17 protein-coding genes and 3 pseudogenes are annotated in these 20593 nt (G+C 59.6%); 4 read left to right on the forward strand and 16 right to left on the reverse strand.

Translation table 11 applies throughout. The features are described 5' to 3' along the window. Positions 1-215 precede the first annotated feature (215 nt). The 3 genes and pseudogenes from OXH74_RS23140 to OXH74_RS23150 all read right to left on the reverse strand — a co-directional run. Positions 216-489, reverse strand: a pseudogene (locus OXH74_RS23140) (PAS domain-containing protein); the annotation flags it as partial. Between the two features lie 308 nt (positions 490-797). Continuing rightward, positions 798-1547, reverse strand: coding sequence for a hypothetical protein (locus tag OXH74_RS23145; RefSeq protein WP_375739041.1), 750 nt, complete (start codon positions 1545-1547; stop codon positions 798-800). A 346-nt stretch (positions 1548-1893) separates the two neighbouring features. After that, positions 1894-2139: pseudogene (locus OXH74_RS23150) on the reverse strand (thiaminase II); the annotation flags it as partial. A gap of 241 nt (positions 2140-2380) precedes the next feature. Here OXH74_RS23150 and OXH74_RS23155 point away from each other — a divergent pair. Beyond that, on the forward strand, positions 2381-3133 hold the full coding sequence (locus OXH74_RS23155; RefSeq protein WP_375739042.1) for a helix-turn-helix domain-containing protein: 753 nt from the start codon (positions 2381-2383) through the stop codon (positions 3131-3133). Positions 3134-3303: 170 nt separating this feature from the next. After that, on the forward strand, positions 3304-4077 hold the full coding sequence (locus OXH74_RS23160) for an SDR family NAD(P)-dependent oxidoreductase (RefSeq protein ID WP_375739043.1): 774 nt from the start codon (positions 3304-3306) through the stop codon (positions 4075-4077). A gap of 202 nt (positions 4078-4279) precedes the next feature. On the opposite strand, the gene OXH74_RS23165 is transcribed toward OXH74_RS23160, so the two are convergent. Further along, positions 4280-4513, reverse strand: coding sequence for a hypothetical protein (locus tag OXH74_RS23165; protein ID WP_375739044.1), 234 nt, complete (start codon positions 4511-4513; stop codon positions 4280-4282). Next, the gene (locus OXH74_RS23170; protein WP_375739045.1) at positions 4510-5418 is read right to left on the reverse strand and encodes a LysR family transcriptional regulator; all 909 of its coding nucleotides are present in this window, start codon (positions 5416-5418) and stop codon (positions 4510-4512) included. The genes OXH74_RS23165 and OXH74_RS23170 overlap by 4 nt, the downstream gene beginning before the upstream one ends. Positions 5419-5575: 157 nt before the next feature. Here OXH74_RS23170 and OXH74_RS23175 point away from each other — a divergent pair, with 157 nt between their 5' ends. Beyond that, the gene (locus OXH74_RS23175) at positions 5576-6604 is read left to right on the forward strand and encodes an AbrB family transcriptional regulator (RefSeq protein WP_375741670.1); all 1029 of its coding nucleotides are present in this window, start codon (positions 5576-5578) and stop codon (positions 6602-6604) included. 8 nt (positions 6605-6612) lie between these two features. Here the strand turns inward: OXH74_RS23175 and OXH74_RS23180 are convergent, their stop codons facing one another. The 8 genes from OXH74_RS23180 to OXH74_RS23215 all read right to left on the reverse strand — a co-directional run bounded on the left by OXH74_RS23180 (position 6613) and on the right by OXH74_RS23215 (position 16804). Next, positions 6613-7917, reverse strand: coding sequence for a CitMHS family transporter (locus OXH74_RS23180; protein WP_375739046.1), 1305 nt, complete (start codon positions 7915-7917; stop codon positions 6613-6615). A gap of 203 nt (positions 7918-8120) precedes the next feature. After that, complete coding sequence (gene tcuB, locus OXH74_RS23185; RefSeq protein WP_375739047.1) at positions 8121-9302, reverse strand: tricarballylate utilization 4Fe-4S protein TcuB; 1182 nt, start codon at positions 9300-9302, stop codon at positions 8121-8123. Continuing rightward, on the reverse strand, positions 9283-10737 hold the full coding sequence (gene tcuA, locus OXH74_RS23190; protein WP_375739048.1) for an FAD-dependent tricarballylate dehydrogenase TcuA: 1455 nt from the start codon (positions 10735-10737) through the stop codon (positions 9283-9285). Before tcuA ends, tcuB begins: the two co-directional genes overlap by 20 nt. Positions 10738-10860: 123 nt before the next feature. Next, complete coding sequence (locus OXH74_RS23195; RefSeq protein ID WP_375739049.1) at positions 10861-11787, reverse strand: LysR substrate-binding domain-containing protein; 927 nt, start codon at positions 11785-11787, stop codon at positions 10861-10863. Positions 11788-11903: 116 nt separating this feature from the next. Further along, complete coding sequence (locus OXH74_RS23200; protein WP_375739050.1) at positions 11904-12587, reverse strand: TerC family protein; 684 nt, start codon at positions 12585-12587, stop codon at positions 11904-11906. 202 nt (positions 12588-12789) lie between these two features. Beyond that, positions 12790-14064, reverse strand: coding sequence for an OprD family porin (locus OXH74_RS23205; RefSeq protein WP_375739051.1), 1275 nt, complete (start codon positions 14062-14064; stop codon positions 12790-12792). A 103-nt stretch (positions 14065-14167) separates the two neighbouring features. Beyond that, positions 14168-15472 (reverse strand): CitMHS family transporter, encoded by a 1305-nt coding sequence (locus tag OXH74_RS23210; RefSeq protein WP_215374958.1) that lies wholly within the window; start codon positions 15470-15472, stop codon positions 14168-14170. A gap of 234 nt (positions 15473-15706) precedes the next feature. After that, positions 15707-16804 (reverse strand): 4-oxalomesaconate tautomerase, encoded by a 1098-nt coding sequence (locus tag OXH74_RS23215; RefSeq protein WP_215374955.1) that lies wholly within the window; start codon positions 16802-16804, stop codon positions 15707-15709. A gap of 138 nt (positions 16805-16942) precedes the next feature. Between OXH74_RS23215 and OXH74_RS23220 the strand changes: the two genes are divergently transcribed. After that, positions 16943-17836 (forward strand): LysR substrate-binding domain-containing protein, encoded by an 894-nt coding sequence (locus tag OXH74_RS23220; RefSeq protein WP_375739052.1) that lies wholly within the window; start codon positions 16943-16945, stop codon positions 17834-17836. A gap of 126 nt (positions 17837-17962) precedes the next feature. Here the strand turns inward: OXH74_RS23220 and OXH74_RS23225 are convergent. From OXH74_RS23225 to OXH74_RS23235, 3 genes and pseudogenes are all read right to left on the reverse strand, one after another. Next, positions 17963-18277 (reverse strand): annotated as a pseudogene (locus OXH74_RS23225) (transposase); the annotation flags it as partial. Positions 18278-18493: 216 nt separating this feature from the next. Beyond that, positions 18494-18694, reverse strand: coding sequence for an FCD domain-containing protein (locus OXH74_RS23230; RefSeq protein ID WP_375739053.1), 201 nt, complete (start codon positions 18692-18694; stop codon positions 18494-18496). A gap of 274 nt (positions 18695-18968) precedes the next feature. Next, on the reverse strand, positions 18969-20411 hold the full coding sequence (locus OXH74_RS23235; RefSeq protein ID WP_375739054.1) for an amidase: 1443 nt from the start codon (positions 20409-20411) through the stop codon (positions 18969-18971). Positions 20412-20593: the final 182 nt, after the last annotated feature.

Consider the following 20593-nt stretch of genomic DNA (forward strand, 5'->3'; position numbering starts at 1 on the left):
CGTGGTGTTCTGCCTCGGCTGAGGCTTACGCCGCTATAGCCCCTATCAATTCCCGCCGCCGCGGCCCGTTGCAGCCGTCTGCTTCGTTGCAGCCTGCCCGATATTGGCCAGAAGCAATGGGATGGACTCCCCCTCACTTCGGCATCTCGAGTGACAGACTGAAGGTGCGAACCAGAGTCAACCGTGAGAGGGAGTCCAGACATGAAGCTGCAGAAATCGCCATTGCTGCAGCGGTTCTTGATGATGCCCATCCAGCTTTTGCCAGCCTTGAGGTAGTCCCACATTTGCCCGAATACCTGCTCTGGCATGTCCGGGTGGCGTACCAGGTTTTTGCGGGCTTCCGATCAGTTGCTCGCGGTTGAAGCCGCTGACAGCGGCGAACTCGTCACTGCAGTAAATGATGATGCCGCGGCAATCGGTGACCGAAGTCAGATGCTGCTGGGCCGGGAAGTTGCGTTCCCGTTGGGTGATCGGCATGTTCTTGCGCATCTGTATACCTGCTAATAGCAACGCTGCGGATGTGTATGGGAGCCAGGGAATCCCAGCGTCGACAGGCCAAGGAATATCGGTGTGCAGGGTCACGTTGCTGCGTGACGCAGTCCCGGTCCGGTGCTCAAGACCCTAGGAATGACGGTTCGTCCCGACTTCGCTTTGGCTGCCAGGCCCTTTCTGTTTCGCGACGGACGCCAAAGGGCGGGTTCGTCAGAGACGGGCCGATTGCCCGCCGTCTGTTGGACTGCAGGTACTTGGGAGGCAGCCGCATCAGCGGCTGCAAGGTGGGGGGAGGTATGTCCAGTTCAGGGGACGGGTGTCAGCACCGCAACCGCCAGCTCGTCCAGATCGACGGAGGCGCGATTGAGATAAAACTCGGCACCACCGCTGCCAGCGTTACCACCACTCCTCACCTGCTGCAGTTGCGGACGTACGAACAGGTAGCTGGCCTTGACCTTCGACAACACATCGGCATGCTCGACATGGCGCGCCAGTAACGTCTCGAAACGCTGCTCGATCGTCTGGTCCAGCTCCTTTGCCTGATCTGGCGTCAGCGTCAGGCCACCCTTCCGCGGCAGCGGGTAGAGACGAACCTGATAGTCCAGCAACACCGTGGCCAGGGCCTGGCTTTGCGCCTCCAGGTCGGCGGCGGCCAGATCGGGCCCGGCACTGGCATAAGCAGCGGAGGCGGCTTGCTGCAACTGTTGCTGATGGCCGAGCAGTTGCTGGATCAGCTCCGGGTAACGCTCGCGCTCGGCCGGAGGCAGTCGATCGAGGGTTTCGAAAACTTCCTTCATGGCCCGCAGTGGCTGCACCAACGCCTCGGGCTGCCCCAGCTGTACCATGTAGGTTTCCATTATATTAAGGTGCTCGAAGGTAGCGTTTAAACCTCGCGGGTCCGGTGTGCGTTCGGCCGGATTGAAATAGACCATCGCACTGGCACACATCAATTGGCTGCGACTGAGGATTTCACTCAACTTCCCGGCGCTTCGTCCATCCCCCCAGACCAGCGGGCAAATCAGGCACAACAGGAACAGCAGCAACTTCTTTTGCATGATCCATATCCTCAATTCTTGTTGTTATGTTGGGTTGCAGCGCAAAGCCATGCAGCCCGTCCGACCGGCTCCCCATGCGTCCAGCCTCCGGCGCAACGAGGTTCATCGCGGCTCGCCAGGCCTACAACAACGGGGCATCAAGACTCCTGCACAGGTGAGAAGCTGGTCAGCCAGCTGGCGGATAGTAATCGGGACCCAAAAGGGGGGGCATACTCCAAAAGGAGGACAGATTAATTTTCGCTACTCCAATCTCACCTCATACGCCACGCATCTCCATGCGCCATGCGCCATGCGCCATGCGCGCAGATAAAAAAAGCAGAAAATTAATCTGTCCACGTTGCCCTGGTCAGGCTTGTACGCTCGCCAAGCCCATCGGCCAGGAGTCCGCCTCCAGGCGCGACACCTTGGCGAACACGGCCACCAATTCCTCGAAACGTCGCTCCGTCATGCTGCCCACCGCCAGTTCGCCGAGGTGTTTGCGTGCCGCTGCGGCCACGCCCTGATACACCTAGCCCACGTACTCGCCAATCCACTCGCGGTCGGGAAGATCACCCAGCGCCGCAACACCGTCGGGCGTCAGGTTGCGACCCAAAGCGAACTGTGGGTGGCGAATGGTCGCGTGTACATCGAAGTGTCTCTTGCGGCGATAGCTGATCATCGTGCCCCAAGTAGCGCTGTAGGCCCCGCGGGGGGCGTGCACGCACGTGCGCATTGCCTACTCAGCTAAGTTGGCTGGATATATAGTGCGTGCCCACCCTTCATGCCCACCAAGCAGCGCAACTCGGCACGGCATTGCGAGCGTTCCGAATGTGCGACTGGAAGGACACCCGACAATGCATCCGAAGAACCTCGATGGAGCCACCGATGAAACGCTGCTGCTCGCGGAGCTAAAGCGCTTATTGAAGGATCGCAATATCCGCTATTGCGATATCGCCGAGCAGCTGAGCGTGAGCGAGACAACCATCAAGCGCAAGTTGACCGGGCATGGTCTGAGCGTCGCGATGCTCGAGTCGGTTTGTTCCATTGCAGGCGTCCGCCTCATCGATCTTGCCGAGCTGGCGGCGCGACGCAGCGATACCAAGATTCATGCGTTGAGCATCGAGCAGGAGCAGGGATTGGCCGACGCCCCGTTCACGGCGTTCATCTTCCTACTGTTGCGCTATGACTGGACACCCCGGGAGATACAACAGGAGTTCGAGCTAGACGAGCCGGGCATCTTCCTTCATTTGCGGCGACTCGAAAAACTCCGTTTGCTCGACTTGTTTCCCGGCAACCGTGTCCGTCTGCTGACTGTGCGGCATCCGGAGTGGATTCCGGGAGGCCCGTTGCGACGGGCAGTGGACGATGCGATGCGCCGGCATTTTGAAACGATGGATTTCCACGACCCGCAGTCGCTTTGGCAGCTCGAAACCGTCAAGTTGTCGCGCGGATCAATAGACCAGTTGCGCCAGATGATGGCGTCGCTTTCACAGCGCATGCGAGAACTCGCGACCGACGACCGCTCCCTGCCTGCCGGGCAGACAGACTGGTACAGCATGCTTTACATGGCTCGCCTTACCGATCCCCGAATCTTCTGGGCCAAGTGACACCGGCCGTGGTGCTGCCATTCGTGCGGCGTACCGCAATGCGCCACCGAAAAGTATCACCTTGAGATACTTTATCGAAAGCTCACTATTGGGCGGTTATTGCAGGATCTTCCGCTGATACTTTTCCTCAACGACAACGTGTCGATATACCGAGGACAGGAGAGGCAAAGATGAGCAAGAGCGGATTCCCAGATGGCGCCACATTGGTTTTTGGCGGTAGCGGTGGCATCGGACAAGGCGTTGCCGTTGAGTTCGCCCGCGCTGGAGTACCGGTCGCAGTCGGCTACCGGAGCAAGGCCGACGTGGCACAGCGTGTCGCCGACCAGATCCGGGAAGAGGGCGTCAACGCGAGTACCCACCAGGTCGACGTAACCGATGCCGCCCAGGTCAAGGCAACGCTGGATGCAGCCATTGAAGCCCACGGCCGCGTGCACACCATCGTCTGGGCGGCTGGCCCTTTCGTGAACCAGCGCCATATCAGCGAAATGAGCCGTGACGACTGGCGGCGCGCCATCGATGTCGAAGTCATGGGGTTCTTCAATGCCGCCAAGGCTGCGCTGCCACATCTGCGCGCCTCGGGGGGCGGTTCGTTCGTTACGCTGGGCTCTGCCGGCCATTTGCGCTGGCCGGATCGCGACGGCTTGTCGGTCGCGCCGAAGGCCACCAATGAATCGCTTGTAAAGGGCCTCGCCCGCGAGGAGGGCCGCCACAACATCCGTGCGAATTCCATTCTGGTCGGTGTCATTGAGGCCGGCATGTTCCCGCAGCTCCTGGAGCAGGGTCAGTTCAACCAGAAGTGGATCGACGAAACGATGAAGATGCTTGCACTCAAGCGCTGGGGCAAGCCCGAGGAAATCGGTCGTGCCGCCGTGTTCCTGGCATCCGACAACGCGGGCTACATCACTGGGCAGCAACTGAACGTGTCAGGCGGATACGGCATCTAGGGCATTGGTGATGACGCACATTGCGTGGCGAGGCCGCCAGCTGCGCAATGGCGCCGGTGTACCAAACCAAGGTTGGACCGCTGACGGATCGGTATACCCGTAGCTGGCATTGCCTCGAGCTTGCGACGAATGAATCGCTCCCAATTTCGTAAACACCTCCAAGTCTCAAAATGAGGCCCATTAAGAGGTGTAGTCTGTTCACTCAGTCCGGGACAGACCAGGCCCTGGATGGCGCGTCATTAGGTGCCAGTGCTTTGAGTTGAGCTTTCATCAGGGACACGATCATCAGCGCCTGGTTGGAGCCCAGCAACTTGTCCAGGTGGACCTGCTGCTCGAGCTGGCGCAGATTTTCCGGATTGCGCAGCAATAGCCAACGCGCCTGCTTGATGCCCGTCGCGTCGGTTTGCCATGCTGGCGACGGTTCACCGGACCTCACGAATCAAGCTGCAGGAACAGGCTGGCCTGATGAGTCAGCAGAATATCCAGCAGAGTTGCCGTCGCCGGTGACTTGTAACCCTCGGAGCGATAGCTCACCCCGATTGCCCGAGTCATGGTGGTTTCTGCCAGAGGGATTTCCCGCAGACTGGCTTCCGCCTTCCCACCTAACAGGTGTTCACGTGCAATGAAGCTGAGTAAGTCAGTACGGGCAATCAAACGTGGCATCAAGGAAATCGACGAGCTTTCCACCTGCACCATGGGTGTCGGCAGTTGCCGGCTGATGAAGGCATTGTCGATCCACTTGCGCGCACTGGCTGAGAGAGGCGGTAGCACCCAGCGGTAACGGCACAGCTCGCGCTGGCTGATAGGCCCGCTGAAAAGCGGATGATCGCGGCGTGCCACAACCACAGCTTGGTCCTCCAGCAGAGCATGGGTTTCCAGTCCCTCCACCTTGTCGACGAAGGGGCTAATGACCAGGTCTAAATTTCCCTGTAATAGCCCCTCGCGAAGCACATCATCCATCCCAACTGTAAGCGTCAATGTCACATTGGGAACGAGGCTCAGCAGTGTCGCTGTGAGCTGCGGCAGCAGATATTCGGCCATAGAGACTGCACAGCCCAGTCGAATATTTCCTACCAAACCATTGGCGAAGTCGCGTACCTCACGGCGCGTCTCATCAACGCTGTGCCGTAACTGACGGCTTCGCTCCAGGAGCAAATGCCCCGCAGGGGTCAGCTTGATGCGTCGGCCATCACGCTGGAACAAACTGGCTCCAAGGGATTCTTCTAGGCGTTGAATGCTCTTGGTTAGAGCAGGTTGGCTACGACACAGGCGCTCCGCAGCACGGCCTAGGTGGCCAAGCTCAGCAATGATCTCGAAATAGGAAAGGTCACGCAGATCCATAATCGATAACTCTGAATTATCGGTTCATCACAATTAGAAAATAGACTTGATGAATCAGCACCAGAATACTGCCGTTGCGCGTTGGACACACCCTGCCCCACTGCGCGTACGGAGAATCGCCTTGCCTACCCTTCCCCCTCTCGACTCCATTGCCCTTATGCGGCAGTGGCTGCTTCTACTCGTTCTTGCGGTAATCGCTGGCCAAGGGCTGCGACTGATCGGAATGCCAGCTGCCGACTTCCTCGGCTCCATGCTGGTAGCCATTGGACTTGGCGTGCGGGGGGCGCACATCCGCGTACCAGCGCTCGCTTTCAAGTTCGGTCAGGGTTGCATCGGCTTGCTGGTGGCTCATTCACTGAGTGCCGAAACGCTTGCCAGCATTGCTCATGATTGGCCTGTTATGCTGCTGGCCACCGCGATAACGGTGGTTATGAGCTTGATCGTCGCGCTTTTCCTCGTTCGCTACGGTGACCTACCGGGTAGCGCAGCGGCCTGGGGCCTGTCTCCCGGGGCGGCGTCCGCCATGGTGGCTATGGCCGAGGATCACGGAGCAGACTCCCGAGTGGTCGCCACTATGCAATACGTGCGAGTGGTCTGCGTCGTGCTAATAGGTGCAGTCGTCAGCCACGCCCTCGGTAGCGAAATTACTTCCCTCGAGATCCCGACTGGCACAGCTTCCCTCGGCTTCGCTATGCCTGCCAACGGCATCCTCACTATCCTTGTTCTGATCGGCAGTGTGTTGATCGGTGCTCGCTTCCCAGCAGGCGCTCTGCTCGTTCCGCTACTGGCTGGGGCGGTGATGCAATTGGGCGGTGTATTCATCATCGACCTGCCACAGTGGCTGTTGTGCTTGGCCTACGGCGCCCTTGGTTGCTACGTGGGATTACGATTCGATCGCGAGACCTTCGACTTCGTCGTCCGCCGGCTTCCCGCCATGCTCCTCAGCGCACTTGCTCTGATTGCTCTTTGCGCCCTGTCCGCACTTTTCATTGCGAAACTGCTGGGCAAGGACTTCCTCTCCGTTTATCTCGCCACCAGCCCGGGAGGGCTGGATTCCATGGCAATCATTGCTCTGGATACCGAGGCGGATGTCGGTCTGGTGATGGCCATGCAGACCATGCGCCTATTCGGCGTCATTCTGGTCGGCCCATGCCTAGCGCGACAGATCATCCGCCTGTCCCGATGAGCGCACCGTCAAATGCTTAGATTGATGGCGCCAGTAAGCAGGGCCACAAGAGTCATCACCAAGGAAGTCAGCATTGCCCACTTCCAGGCGAATCTCTGGAAGTCGCCGATATCACGATCCAGCATCCCCACCAGCAACAGTGTCGAAGCTACCAGGGGGCTCATCAGGTGCATCGGCTGGCCGAGGATCGATGCGCGGGCGATTTCTACCGGATCGATGCCATAGGCGGCAGCTGCCTGGGCGAGGATCGGCACTATCCCGAAATAGTAAGCGTCGTTGGACAGCACGAACGTCAATGGCATGCTGGTAATTGCCACCACGAGCGGAAAGAAGCGCCCCCAGGATGTCGGAATCATCTCCACCAGTGTATTAGCCAGGGAGTCCACCATCTTGGTGCCAGAGAAGATCCCAGCGAACACGCCAGCGGCGAACACCAGTAGCACCACAGTCAGGGCATTGCCCGAATGGGACAGGATGCGCTCCTTCTGCTCTTCCAAGCGCGGGTAGTTGATCATCAACGCCACCACGAAACCGAGCATGAACAGGACCGCCGCGTTCATCACGCCGATCACCAGCGCAGCCATCAATGCAATTACCAGCAGCAAGTTGAGCAACAGCAACCGTGGCCGCTTGTGCGGACTGTCGGCCAGGATGGCCTTGATGTAGCAGTCATTACCGCCGATCTTAAGGTGAGTGTTGCCGATCCGTTTCAGTTCTTTTCGCCCAAGAATCCAGGCCGTGAACACCACCCACAGTGCGCCGCCGGCCATGGTCGGCACCATGGGTATGAAGTACTCGCTGGCGTCCAGCCCGAGTACGGCAATTGCACGGGTGGCCGGACCGCCCCAAGGGGTCATGCCGCTCATGACGCTGAGTGAAAGCATGGCGAGGCACGCGAGAATCAGTGGGTTCATGCCGATGCGCTTGTACAGCGGCCACATGGCGGCCACGGTGATCATGTAAGTGGTCGTGCCATCACCGTCGAGCGCCACCATCAATGACAGCACGGCGGTGCCGATGGCGATCTTCACCGGGTTGCCGTTGACGGTCTGCAGAATGCGGCGGATCAGCGGGTCGAATAACCCGGAATCGATCATGATGCCGAAGAACATAATGGCGAACAGCAGCAATGCCGCCGATGGAGCCACGGTCTTGATGCCGTCCAGCATCAACTTGCCGAGGTCGGGAGCGAAGCCGCCAAGAACTCCGAAGACGATGGGAACCACTGTCAGGGCCACTACCGGGGATAGGCGTTTGGTCATGATCAGGTAGGTAAACATGACTACCATGGACAAACCGAGCAGAGAAAGCATGGCGTTGGACTCTTGTAATTATGGGGTTCCCCCCTCGCGAAACCTCCCCAGTTGAACTGCGGTGATCGCGAAGGTGCTCATTCGCCGGGGCGCACAGACGCCCCGGAGGCCACAACTTGAACGGATGGCCGGTTCCGATACTTTCCAGGTGAGGGACCAGACCTCTGCGGCGCTTAACCCGAGGTCTGCTGGATGTGGACGCGCTACTCGCTGCCGAGATTGACTTTTTCTGACTGGCGCTTTTCGATTGCGAACTTCAGCAGCGCGGCGCTGCGAAATATCCCGTGTGCAAACTTGCCGTAAGGCAGTGTCAGGAAGAACGCCATCACGCTTCCCAAATGGATAGCGAGGAGGATTGCCATTGCAGGGCTATCGCGACCAACCAATAGGGCCAGGCCGGTGAGACTCACAAGCAGCAACAGCACGATGAAGCCACGATCCATTGGTTGCTGGGTGATGTCGCCCTGGAGCGGGTCACGGCGATAATTGAGCACCAGAAGGCCGGCGGGCCCGATCAGCAAGCCGACACCACCCAATGTGCCAAGCACCACTGGGAGACTCAGCACCGAATAAGGAGCCACTTTACCTAGCAAGTAGTGATAGCCGGTGGCGACACCTGTAGCGGCGAAGCACAGCATGAAACCGTAGAACGTCAGATGGTGGAAACGACGACGCCAGAGCGTGTATCGATCACTTTCATTGTTGCAGCCCTGTCCATGTCCACCATCCAGGTACTTGAGGGTAAGCACGGCCGCTGAAGCTTCACGGACTGCACCAGGTTGTGTTTCCACTGGGCCGGAGGCAGGTGTCACATTGCGCCAGAAGCGGCGCACCGCCACTGCCAAGGCAAGCACCGCCCCACCGAACACGCCACCGAACATCCACGCCAGGGTGTTATGCGGGAACACTGCGTAGAAGTCACCTTTGAGGCTGCCCGGAAGCAGCGTGCCCTTCATCACCAGGGTCAGTACCAAGAACAGCGAGAGCCCAACCGCCAGCGCAACAGCAAGGAATGTACCGTTGTGTCGGTACAAGCGACCAAACAGGCTGGGCCAGGCGTAGTCACCGTAGGTCTGCACGCGCACCTTGGCCATCGCCTGCGGCACGTTGACCGCGAACTCATGGGGTGCTGCGTACTGGCAAGCATGCAGGCACGCGCCACAGTTGTGGCAGAGGTTAGCCAGGTAATGAATATCGGCCTTGGAGAAGTCCAGCCGGCGCGTCATGGCCGGGAATACGGCGCAGAAGCCCTCGCAATAACGACAGGCGTTGCAGATTCGCATCTGTCGGTCCACTTCGCTCTCGTCAATGTTGAGCAGCGGAATCAACTGGCGGCTCGCCTCTGCGGGATCGACTAATCGTGGTTCAGGCAGTTGCGCAGTCATGTTCGTTCTCTCTGGAAGTGGTTCGGTAGCCAGCAGCCATTGCCGCACTGGTACCCGCTATCCGGCCGAATGCGGTGCCAATGGACATGCCAACGCCCGCGGTGTAGCCCTTGCCAAGGACATTGCCGGCCATCATTTCTCCCGCTACGAAGAGATTTGGGCTGGGTTTTCCGTCGAAGTGCACGGTGGCTGTCTCATCGGTGCGTAACCCGAGGTAGGTGAAGGTCACCCCTGGACGCAGCGGATAGCCGTAATACGGCGGCGAGTCGAGCGGCCGCGCCCAATGAGTTTTGGCAGGTTGGATGCCCTCGGTATGGCAGTCATCCAGGCTGGTGTGGTCGAAGGTCCCGACCCGGCAGGCTCGGTTGTAGGCTTCTACAGTGGCAACGAAGGTAGCTTCGGGCAGCCCAAGCTGGCGTGCCAGTTCATCCAGGGTGTTGGCTGTGGTGCCGGGGAATACTGGCGGCATGAAGCGTCCCAATGCCTTCTGGTCGATGATGGAAAAGCCCACCTGCCCCGGTTGCTGAGCGACCAGACGTCCCCAGATGGCGTAACGCTTAGGCCAGAAATCCTCGCCTTCGTCATAGAAGCGCTCGCCATTGCGGTTGACTACCACACCCAGCGATACGCAATCGATCCGGGTGCAAATGCCTCCGTCGTAGAGCGGCGCGCGAGCATCGATGGCTACCATGTGGGCTTGAGTTGGATCGCCGATAGTATCGGCCCCCTGCCCCATCAGTTCGCGCAGCAGTACCCCATTGTTGAATCGGGTACCCCGAACCAGGAAATTTTCCGCCGGCCATTCGCCTCGCTCATTCTGGCCCCAGGCTTCGCGTAGCCATTCGCGATTGGATTCGAAGCCACCGGCAGCCAGAACACAGGTCCTGGCCTCAAGGCGCTCAGCAGGCAGGCGTCGGCCGTCCACCTCACGCTCACCGATGTGCGCGGCGATGAAGCGGCCACCTTTAACCTCGACGCGAGCCACGGGCGAGTCGTAGCGAATCTCGACGCCCAGCTTTTCAGCGCTGCGGTAGTAGGCGTTCACCAAGGCCTTGCCTCCGCCCATGAAGAAGGCGTTGGTTCGAGCCGTGTGCAGAGCTCCAGACAATGAGGGCTGAAAGTGCACTCCATGGCGACGCATCCAACCTCGGCAGTTGGAGGACGCACGAATTACCAAGCGCGCCAGCTTCTCATTGGTCAGGCCACCCGTGACCTTGAGCAGATCCTGCCAGAACTCCTCTTCGGGATAGGCATCCACCAGCACGTCCTGCGGCGCATCGTGCATGCAGCGCAGGTTGCGGGTGTGTTGCGAGTTACCACCGCGCCAGGCCCGCGGCGCCGCCTCCAGCAGCAGTACGCTGGCGCCAGCTTCTCGAGCCATCAGCGCCGCACACAGCGCCGCGTTGCCGCCCCCTATGACGAGGACATCGATCATCTTCCCTCCTCTGAGCGAGGAGTCGGAAGTTAAGCTGCTCCCCGCAATGGCGAGGACTTTAGAGCGGGGGCGTTTGGCCCGAAACGCGCTGCGGCTGTGCAGGTATTTAGTTTTTCTAAAGATCTACGAACACAAAAGCCGTGCGCCCGGCCATTGGCCACACGTGACCAGATCACGAGCCACATCCAAGAGGACAATACGAGTGGCCAGGGCAGCCGGGGACAGCTCATCGTCCGACAGACTGACCAGCAGATTGCGCCGCTCTGCGTCCACGTCAGCAATCGGGAGAACCCTGAGACCCGCCTGCAACGAACGCGCCACCGTTGCACCAGGCTGAATCGTCGCGGCGTGACCAGCGATAACCGCATCCATCAATAGTGACAGGCCATCAATCTCCATGATTACCCGCGGCTCATGTCCGATACGTTCGAAAGCGGCATTGAGCGTGGTACGCAGGCCGTGCTGTTGGCTGGGCAATACCAACGGCAACTCATCGAGTTCAGCCAATGACAGCTCCTCACCCCATTCGGGTCGAACCAGTTTGGGCGGCACAATGACGAACAGGCGCTCCTGCAGCAGCGGGCGAATACTCAGGCGAGGCCCCACTTCTGACTGGAACAGTACCGCCAAGTCCAGATGACGCGCGTTCAACTGGCTAACCAGGTACCCCGATAGCATCTCGACCAGATGCAGGCGCACCTGCGGATAGCGCTCACGCATGGCGGCAATCAGCGGCAATGCGAGGACCGAAGCTGTAGTCGGTGCCAGGCCGACGCTGGTATAGCCGCTCATACGGCCACTCTGGGCTGCTAGTACGGCGTGCTCTGCTTGACGCAGGGTAAGGCGTGCATGGTGTTCGAAGGCAAGGCCAGCCGCAGTTGGGGAGACACCTGTAGTGGTGCGGTTCAGCAGCCGCGTGGAGAGTTCGCTCTCCAGCTTGCTGAGCTGTTGGCTCAGGGCCGAGGTGCCAACCCCCAATTCCAGCGCTGCGCGTCCCAGACTGCCATGTTCCAGGACACTGAGGTAGTAACGCAGCTGACGCAGTTCCATACAGGACCTCGGCGATGGGTAGAGGGCAGGATGGTAGCCGGATTGCTAGCACTACTGCAGCTTGGATCCCACTCCATACCTGGCTAGCACCGAGATCCAGCAGGCGCGTCGTTTGACTAATTGGCCAGCGCTGATGCTCGCGCACGCAGCAATAGACCAACGCCCATCACCAAGGCAGCGCCACAAGCTGCAGCCAGGTGCTTCGACCAGACATCGTTCGAAACCCAGCTCGCCACGGCGATGTCGGTTACAGCCATACCTCCGGCAATCCAGCCCAGTAAGCCACCACCCAGCGGTACAACCTGCGGGAAGCGATCCATCAGCTTGAGCACCAGTTGGCTGCCCCAGACGATTATCGGGATGCTGATCAGCACACCCAGACTGACCAGGAACAGGTTGCCGCCCGCGGCGCCGGCCACGGCGAGCACGTTGTCCAGACTCATCACTGCATCAGCGACGATGATGGTCTTGATCGCCGCAAGAAAGCTCGCCCCGGCCTTCACCTCATGGGCTTCCTCCGGTTCAGGCAACAACAGCTTGATGCCGATCCACAGCAACAGCGCCGCCCCCACCAGCTTCAGGTACGGCAGGGCCAGCAGTTGCATGGCGAAGAACAGCAATGCAATGCGCAACAAGATCGCGCCTGCCACGCCACCGACGATGGCCTGGCGTCGTTGTTCCTCGGGCAGGTGCCGACAGGCCAGTGCGATGACCACGGCGTTATCACCACCCAGCAAGATGTCGATGGCGATAATCTGCATCAGCGCCATCCAGAAAACTGGGTCACTCAGCCACTCCATAAGTCCGTGTCTCCGCTATCGATAAAAAAATGCCAGGGGCAAAGCCCCCGGCTTCGGAACCTCTGCTGGCGCAACGGTTAGTCGAGACGGCAGGTCGGAAAGCGTGGTTTGAGAAAGAAGGGCCCGCGGGCCTTGTGAGCACGCGGGCGCGGCGCCCGCTCTTCTAAGCGCCACTTCGGGCTGGTAAGCCCGCATTCGAGACCTACCAGAGCGCGATGTCGTAGGTGAAATACAGGCGATTGTTGTCGCGGCCCCGGCTGTAGCTGGAGCGATAGGCGATGTTGCGCAGCTTCACACCAAGCCCCTTGAGAGCCCCCTGCTGCACCACGTAGGCAAGATCAATATCCCGCTCCCACTCGTGGGCGTTCACTTCGCTGCCGCGCAGTTCGGTCGTGCCATCCTGGCCTTTGAAATAGCGAACGCCAACAGTCAGTCCGGGCGCCCCGATGGCAGCAAAGTCGTACGCGTAACCGAGCATCCAGGTGCGCTCGTCCTCCTCGACGAACTTGCCAACACCGGCGTTGCTAAAGCTGTACACCGTGGCGCCATTGACGAATGGAAGGCCACCTTCGCCATTCAGTTGCTGGTAGCCTGCGCTCACAGCATGGCCCTTCCGGGTGTAGGTCAGCAGTCCGCTGTACATGTCGTTGTCCAGTTCGCCATTGCGCGCCTCTCCCGCATCCTGGCTGTGGAAGTAGCGCAAGTCGCTGAGCAAGGTGCCTGCACCGAGCGCAAGGCTGTGCACCAAACCGACATAGTGCTGTTGGTAAAACTCCTCCAGCTCGCCGTAGTAGTAACTGAGCGTCAGCGTCTTGCGAGCTTTGTAGTCGGCACCGGCAAACCAGAACCCCTCACCGTCGTCGCCTGCGTAACCATCGGCAGTGATCGAATGGTTGCCACTGGAATCGCGCATGCGGAATTCGTCGAAGTAACCACCGGTGAGGCTAAGGTCGGCAATTTCGGTGCTGGTGACCTGAGTGCCTTCGAAGGTCTGCGGCAGCAGGCGCGCATCGTTGCGGACCAGAACCGGCAGCTTGGGCTGATGCGTGCCGTGCTTGAGTGTGGTACCGGAGAAGCGCGCTTTGGCGGTGAGTCCCAAGCTGGAAAAATCGTCGGCGGCACGACCGTCGCCATGCACGGGCAGCAGGTTGGTACCAGCTCGGCCGCGGCCGGAGTCCAGTTTCACGCCAAGCAATCCCAACGCGTCGAGGCCAAATCCCACCGTCCCTTCGGTGTAGCCGGATTGAGCATCGAGCAGGAACCCTTGTGCCCATTCCTCGCGCTTGGACTGTGCGCTGGCGGCAGCGCGAGCGGACATGCCCGACTCGTCCTTGAAGTCGTCGTTGAAGTAGATGTTGCGCAGTTGCAATGTTGCCTTGCTGTCGTCGAAGAACCCTGCGGCCCCAACATCAGGAGCAATGCAGGCGGCCAGACAGGCCAGGGATGCGCCGGGCAAGTGGCGCGCTAATGCGAACATGATCTTCACCTCTAAGTCTTTCCGGGCGAACCCGGCCCGCAGGCCATTCAGGTGGCCCGCAGCAGAAGTTGGTCAGGGCGCGCCCGAGTGACGGGCTACGAAGTCAAGCGAACAGGCTGATGGCGCCGGTCAGGAGGGCCAGCACGGTGATGACCAGGGAAGTCAGGATCGCCCACTTGTAGGTGAAGCGCTGGAAATCACCGATATCGCGATCGACCATGCCCACCAGCAGCAGAGTGGAGGCCACCAGCGGGCTCATCAGGTGCACCGGTTGGCCAAGGATGGACGCACGGGCGATTTCCACCGGGTCGATACCATAGGCGGCAGCCGCCTGGGCGAGGATGGGTACCATGCCGAAGTAGTAGGCGTCATTGGACAGCACGAAGGTCAGCGGCATGCTGGTGATGGCCACCACCAGCGGGAAAAAGCTGCCCCACGAGGTCGGGATCATCTCTACCAGGGAGTTGGCCAGGGAATCCACCATCTTGGTGCCGGAGAATATGCCGGCGAATACCCCGGCGGCGAACACCAGCAGCACCACGGTCATGGCGTTGCCCGAGTGGGCGAGGATCCGTTCCTTCTGAAGGTCCAGCTGCGGGTAGTTGATCATCAAGGCCACGACGAAGCCGAGCATGAACAGCACCGCCGCGTTCATCAGCCCTGCCACCAGAGCGACCATTACCGCGATTACCAGCAGCAGATTCAGCCAGATCAGCTTCGGTCGCTTGTTCGGGTTATCGGCCAGGATGGCCTTGATGTAACAGTCGTCACCGCCGGTTTTCAGGTGGGTGTTGCCGATCCGTTTCAGTTCTTTTCGCCCCAGAATGTAGGCGGTGAACACCACCCAAAGAGCCCCGCCCGCCATAGTCGGGAGCATCGGAATGAAGTACTCGCTGGCGTCCAGCCCGAGTACGGCAATTGCACGGGTGGCCGGACCGCCCCAGGGGCTCATGCCGCTCATGATGCTCAGCGACAGCATGGATATGCAGGCGAGGATCAGTGGGTTCATACCGATGCGCTTGTATAGCGGCAGCATGGCGGCCACGGTGATCATGTAGGTGGTGGTGCCGTCACCGTCGAGGGCCACCAGCAGCGACAGCACGGCGGTGCCCATGGCAATCTTCACCGGATTGCCGTTGACGGTCTGCAGGATGCGGCGGATCAACGGGTCGAACAGCCCGGAGTCGATCATGATGCCGAAGAACAGGATGGCGAAAAGCAAAAGCGCTGCCGAGGGCGCCACCGTCTTCAGGCCGTCGAGCATCATCTTGCCGAGCTCCGGCGCGAAGCCGCCGATCAGGGCGAAGACGATGGGCACCACTGTCAGGGCCACTACCGGGGACAGGCGTTTGGTCATGATCAGATAGGTGAACACGACCACCATGGACAAACCGAGCAGAGAAAGCATGGCGTTGGACTCTTGTAATTATGGGTTCCAGCTCCATTTGGGCGTACAAGCCGCCGCACATGAAGCCGCTAATCGCCAGGGCGTGCAAGCGCCCCGCCCAACCTCACGACGAGCGTAGGCGGCCGGTAGCGGCGCAGGGGTGATGCAAGCAGAGTGAGATCAGAAGTTTCATATCAGTTACCCGTCTTGTGATTGTTGTCGGGGCGTTACGAGACGCGTGTCAGTTGAATGCGTTCAGTGGATTGCTTCAGGCATGCGGTAGTAGAGGCGGCCATCCATGATCTTGCGGGCGGTCCTTATTAACGAAACTCGCGCGATGTCCATCGGGTTGCCATTTCGCAACTCAACCCGCAGATCCAGATGACCGGATGGATGCTCGATTCGGATCGACTCCAGAGTGCCTCCGGCTTCCAGACGGCCGCTTTCCTGGACAATGCGCTGGGCTACGCTGCCGGGGACATTCACTGCCGCTCCGAGGGCAATGGCGCCGGTAACCGCCAGTGCCTTGTGGCAGCGCTGCGGCACGAAGTAACGGGCGCAAACCGTCGCCTCACCATTGACGGCCGGTGACAGCAGAATCGGTTTGGGCAACACGGACTGACTGACATCTCCCATACCCATGCGGCGACCAGCTTCGCAGCGGATACGCTCCAGGCGCTCCAGCATGGTGCTGTTGGCATCCAGCAGAGCGGGTTCGGCATGCCCATCAACACCGAGGTCGCTGGCACGAATAATCACCGTGGGAGTAGCGGCATCCAGGCAAGTAACTTCAACACCTTCAATCTGCTCAACGGCTTGGCCAGTAGGCAGCAGCGCACCAGTCTTGGCTCCGGCGACATCAAGGAAGCTCAGGCGGATACCTGCTGCAGAGCCAGGTACTCCACTGATACAGGTGTCACCCTCGTATTCCACTCGGCCCCGCGGAGTCGGTACGAAGCACTCGATGATGCGCTGAGTGTTGATATTGAACACCCGCACCCGGGTCTCCCCGTAGGTCGCCGCGACCAGACTGGTCTCGATCGCGAACGGGCCAACGGCAGAGAGCATGTTGCCGCAGTTAGGAGAGAAATCGACGCGGCGCTCGGTTACGTCTACTTGCGCGAAGAGGTAGTCCACGTCCGCATCAGGGCGATCGGAGCGGCCAACGATGGCCACCTTGCTGGTGAGGGAGTTACCACCGCCAATGCCATCGACCTGAAGGGGATGGCCGGAACCCATGAGATCGAGCAGTACCTGGGCTCGTGCTTCCTGCGATTCAGGCAGGTCGGCCATGTGAATGAAGGGGCCGCGTGAGGTGCCGCCACGCATAATCATGCAGGGGATGCTGTTCATCATTTTGGTCTAACCCGTGACCGATCCAACGATGGCTACAGCTTGTCAGCACCCTTTTAATGCTTCAAATGCAAAGATCATGATCGACTGATAGAATCCAAGCATTAATGCGCAAATCAACGCCAAGCGAGTATTTCCATGCATAGAATAGAATTTCTGGACCTCGCAGCCTTTGTACGAGTTGCTGAATCCCAGTCCTTTCAGGAAGCCGCCCAGGCACTCCATTTGTCACAGCCTGCGCTCTCCCGCCGGCTTCAGAAACTGGAAGAAACCCTTGGCGCCAAACTGCTTGAGCGCACCACCCGACGCACCTGGCTAACCGAAGTAGGCAAAGAATACCTGCCCCGCGCCCGGCGCATGTTGGAAGACTACGAGTCTTCCCTCCAGGGCATCCGAGAACTCAAGACCCATCAAAAAGGTACGGTCACCATCGCGTGCATCCCGACTGCGGCGTTCTACTTCCTGCCCAGCGTGATTCGAGTCTTCAATGAGGCGTATCCGGGCATACGGATCCGAATCCTTGACGTCAGCGCCAATGAAGGCCTTGAGCGGGTGGTAAGCGGTGACGTCGACTTTGGCATCAACATGATCAGCGCCCAGCATCCGGACGTGAGCTTCACGCCGCTCCTTCGTGACCCTTTCGTGCTTGCCATGCGCAGCGACCATCCTCTCGCCGCGCTGCCTGAGGTGAGTTGGCAAGATTTGCAGGGAGTGCGACTCATCACTGTCAGCCGGGACAGCGGCAACCGCATGTTGCTTGACAGCGCCCTATCCGGCCACGGAATTCGTCTCAACGGCTTTTATGAAGTGCAGCATCTGTCCACCTCACTCGGTCTGGTCGAATGCGGTCTTGGTGTAGCAATTTTGCCGCGTATGGCAATGCCCGATGCCGAGCATGAGAACCTCTGCTCCCGGGACCTACCTCCGCCTCACATTGAGCGCACTATCGGTCTGGTGCGTCGGGATGGCGAACCGCTGTCGAGCACCGCAGAGCTCTTTATCGAGATGCTACTCAAGCGATGGCGTGAATAAGCTTCTGCAGCAAGTTCACTTAAGCAAGAAGGGAGGCAGCTACGTCCGTTCATGGACTCCCATTCACTTCGGCATATCGACTACCTGACTTAAGGTGCGAACCAGAGTCAACCGTGAGTGGGCGTCCAGCCACATCAACTCGATGTTGCATTGCGCCTGGCGTTCGATGCGACGGCTGGACTGGATCCGATTGAGGTGGCCGCAGATGCAAATCTTCAACAGAACGGCGAGGTGGTTAGCGGGGTGACCAGTTTCGGCGGGGACCATTCCGCCGAGACCCAGCCGACCAAGGTCGAATTCATCGACGAACACATCGACCACTCGCACCGAATTGGTGTCCGCGACGTAGTCATCCAGGCTCTCGGGAAGCAACATGCCTTGGCCTTGATGCTCTCTCCGGATAAACGCTTCATGGGCCGCCCCTGCTGAGTCTGCATCCATCAGATCACAGCAAGGTCGATGCCAACGTAATGGGATGGTCACCCCCTGCCCACGCCCAAGGCTACGCTTTCGCAGGGCCTTGTATCTTGGAGACCATCGCCATGAATCCAGACGCACAGGTAGGCATTGATCCGGGCAAACACAACTTACACCTGCTCGAGACAGTTGAGATGACCCAGTCCCTGCCTGAGCGTGAGAACCCGGATCCCATAGCACCTACGAAATCCGCATCTGGGCCGTCAGGTTCTGCTGCATGAAGTCGAGGAAGCGGCGCTGGAACAGCATGGTGTGCTCGTGCGCTGCATTCTCGGCGGCATCCGCGTCTCGCGCAGCGATGGCCTCGACAATGTCCTCGTGATCTCGCCACAAGCCCGATGAGGTCGCAGCGCTGACGATGGAATCGAAATGCAGGTGCAAGAGCCGCTGTCCCTCGCCCAAAGAGTACGAGCAGCGTCGCTAACCAATTTTGTGTCGGGCTGATTGTGCCGACGCTGTTCGCACCCGCAGATCGTGATTGCGATTTGCGATCCCTCCCGGCATCGAAATGCCCACGTGCCGGGAGACCCCAGACAGATGTGACTTAGTCGAAGGCCAAAAGCCTGAGACCTCGCCGCCGCCACACTGGCGGCTTTTTATATCTAGTGCACCACGGTGTCCGCTTTCAGCTGCCAGAAGCAGACAGTGGAAATCGTCAATCTTCAGTATTCAACTGCGCGTACTGCCTGAACCAGGATGATGTTCTCTCCAATGCAGCGCTAGCCCTGAGAATCGTGTCCTCATCACCGAAGCGCCCGATCAGCTGAATACCGACAGGAATTCCCTGTTCATTCCAGTACAGCGGTACGTTGGCTGCCGGCTGGCCGGAGGCATTGATGATCGCCAGGAACATGGTGTACCTCGCCGCCTTCAGCCTGAACGTTCTGAAGTCCTCGTTCATCGACAAGGTTCCCAACTTGACGGGGAGCTGCGTGAGCGTTGGAGTCAACACCAGGTCAAAGCCGAGCATGTACTGTTCCATCACACGCGATATCTGATGAAAGCGCGCAATCGCCGCAATGTAATCCGTAGCGCGAAGTGCCTTGCCGTATTGGTAGGCATCCAGGATTGCAGGCTCCAGAAGTCTGCCCCAATGATCAATCCGCTGACTTTTGACTACGGTATCGACGGAAATGACCGCATTGGCAGCAATCACGTTGATGAGTGAGTCTACAAACCCGTCGAAATCGATTTCAGGCGGGTTGACCTCGACGACCTCGTGGCCATTCTGAACCAGTAATTGTTCAGCCCTATCCACGGCAGCCAGGCAGTCAGGGTCGACGTTGATATCGTTCCACGCCGACACCCATTTGGCCACGCGGAGCGGTCGATCGAAAGGTCTATCCAGATTCGCCAGGTACGAGGCTGGAGTTGGCGGCGCCGCGTACGGCGCCCCGGGATCAGGGCCCTTGATCGCATCGAGAACGGCGGCCGTATCCCTGACCGTCCGGGTAATCACGCCGTCCGTGGCGAGGCCTCCCCAGCCCTCCCCTCGAGCGGGCCCCATCGGCAGAAGCCCGCGCGATGGCTTCAAGCCGAATACACCGCAGCACGACGCCGGGATACGGATGGATCCGCCGCCGTCGCTTCCATGCGCAATGGGTACGACGCCCAACGCGACGGCTACTGCCGCGCCGCCGCTGGAACCGCCAGGGGATCGGGTCGCATCCCAGGGATTCAGCGTTGGGCCGCCGTACACGACTGCTTCAGTCGTGGGCGCCATGCAGAGCTCGGGAACCGTCGTCCTGGCGAAACTGAGAAAGCCGGCGGCCTCGAACCGCTCCACCAGGGTGCTATCAAAGGTGAATGGCATATCGCGGAATAGCCGCGATCCCAACGATGCAGGCAAATGCCTGGATGGAAGGCCAGAGTCCTTGAGCAGAAAAGGCAAAGCTCCAAATGGCCCGGTCAAATGCGCCGTCTTTGCGATCTTCAGGGATTCTTCAAAGCGCTGGGAGCACAGCGCATTCAAAGGCATCGCCCTCTCCTGAGCGAGCTTCACAGCGATGCTCATCAGTTCGAACGGAGAGATTTCTCCGCCGCGCAGCATGGAGGCAAGTGCGACCCCATCAAGCTTGTCATAGTCCGCTGGAGACATGGCTCCTCCTGACGAAAGCATTGCTATCGCTGATCCAACTACCTTCGCTGCTTCTCAACTCAATGCTGCCTTCACGACCAGGTCGCTCTGAACCACGGGAGTTGCTGCTATCAACGCGATAGTAACAATCTGGGGCCGTTTTCACTCCCGAACAAGCGGCAGGTGTTATCCCAGGCTTTCGA

The organism is Metapseudomonas boanensis (assembly GCF_042232855.1).
GTDB lineage: Bacteria > Pseudomonadota > Gammaproteobacteria > Pseudomonadales > Pseudomonadaceae > Metapseudomonas > Metapseudomonas boanensis.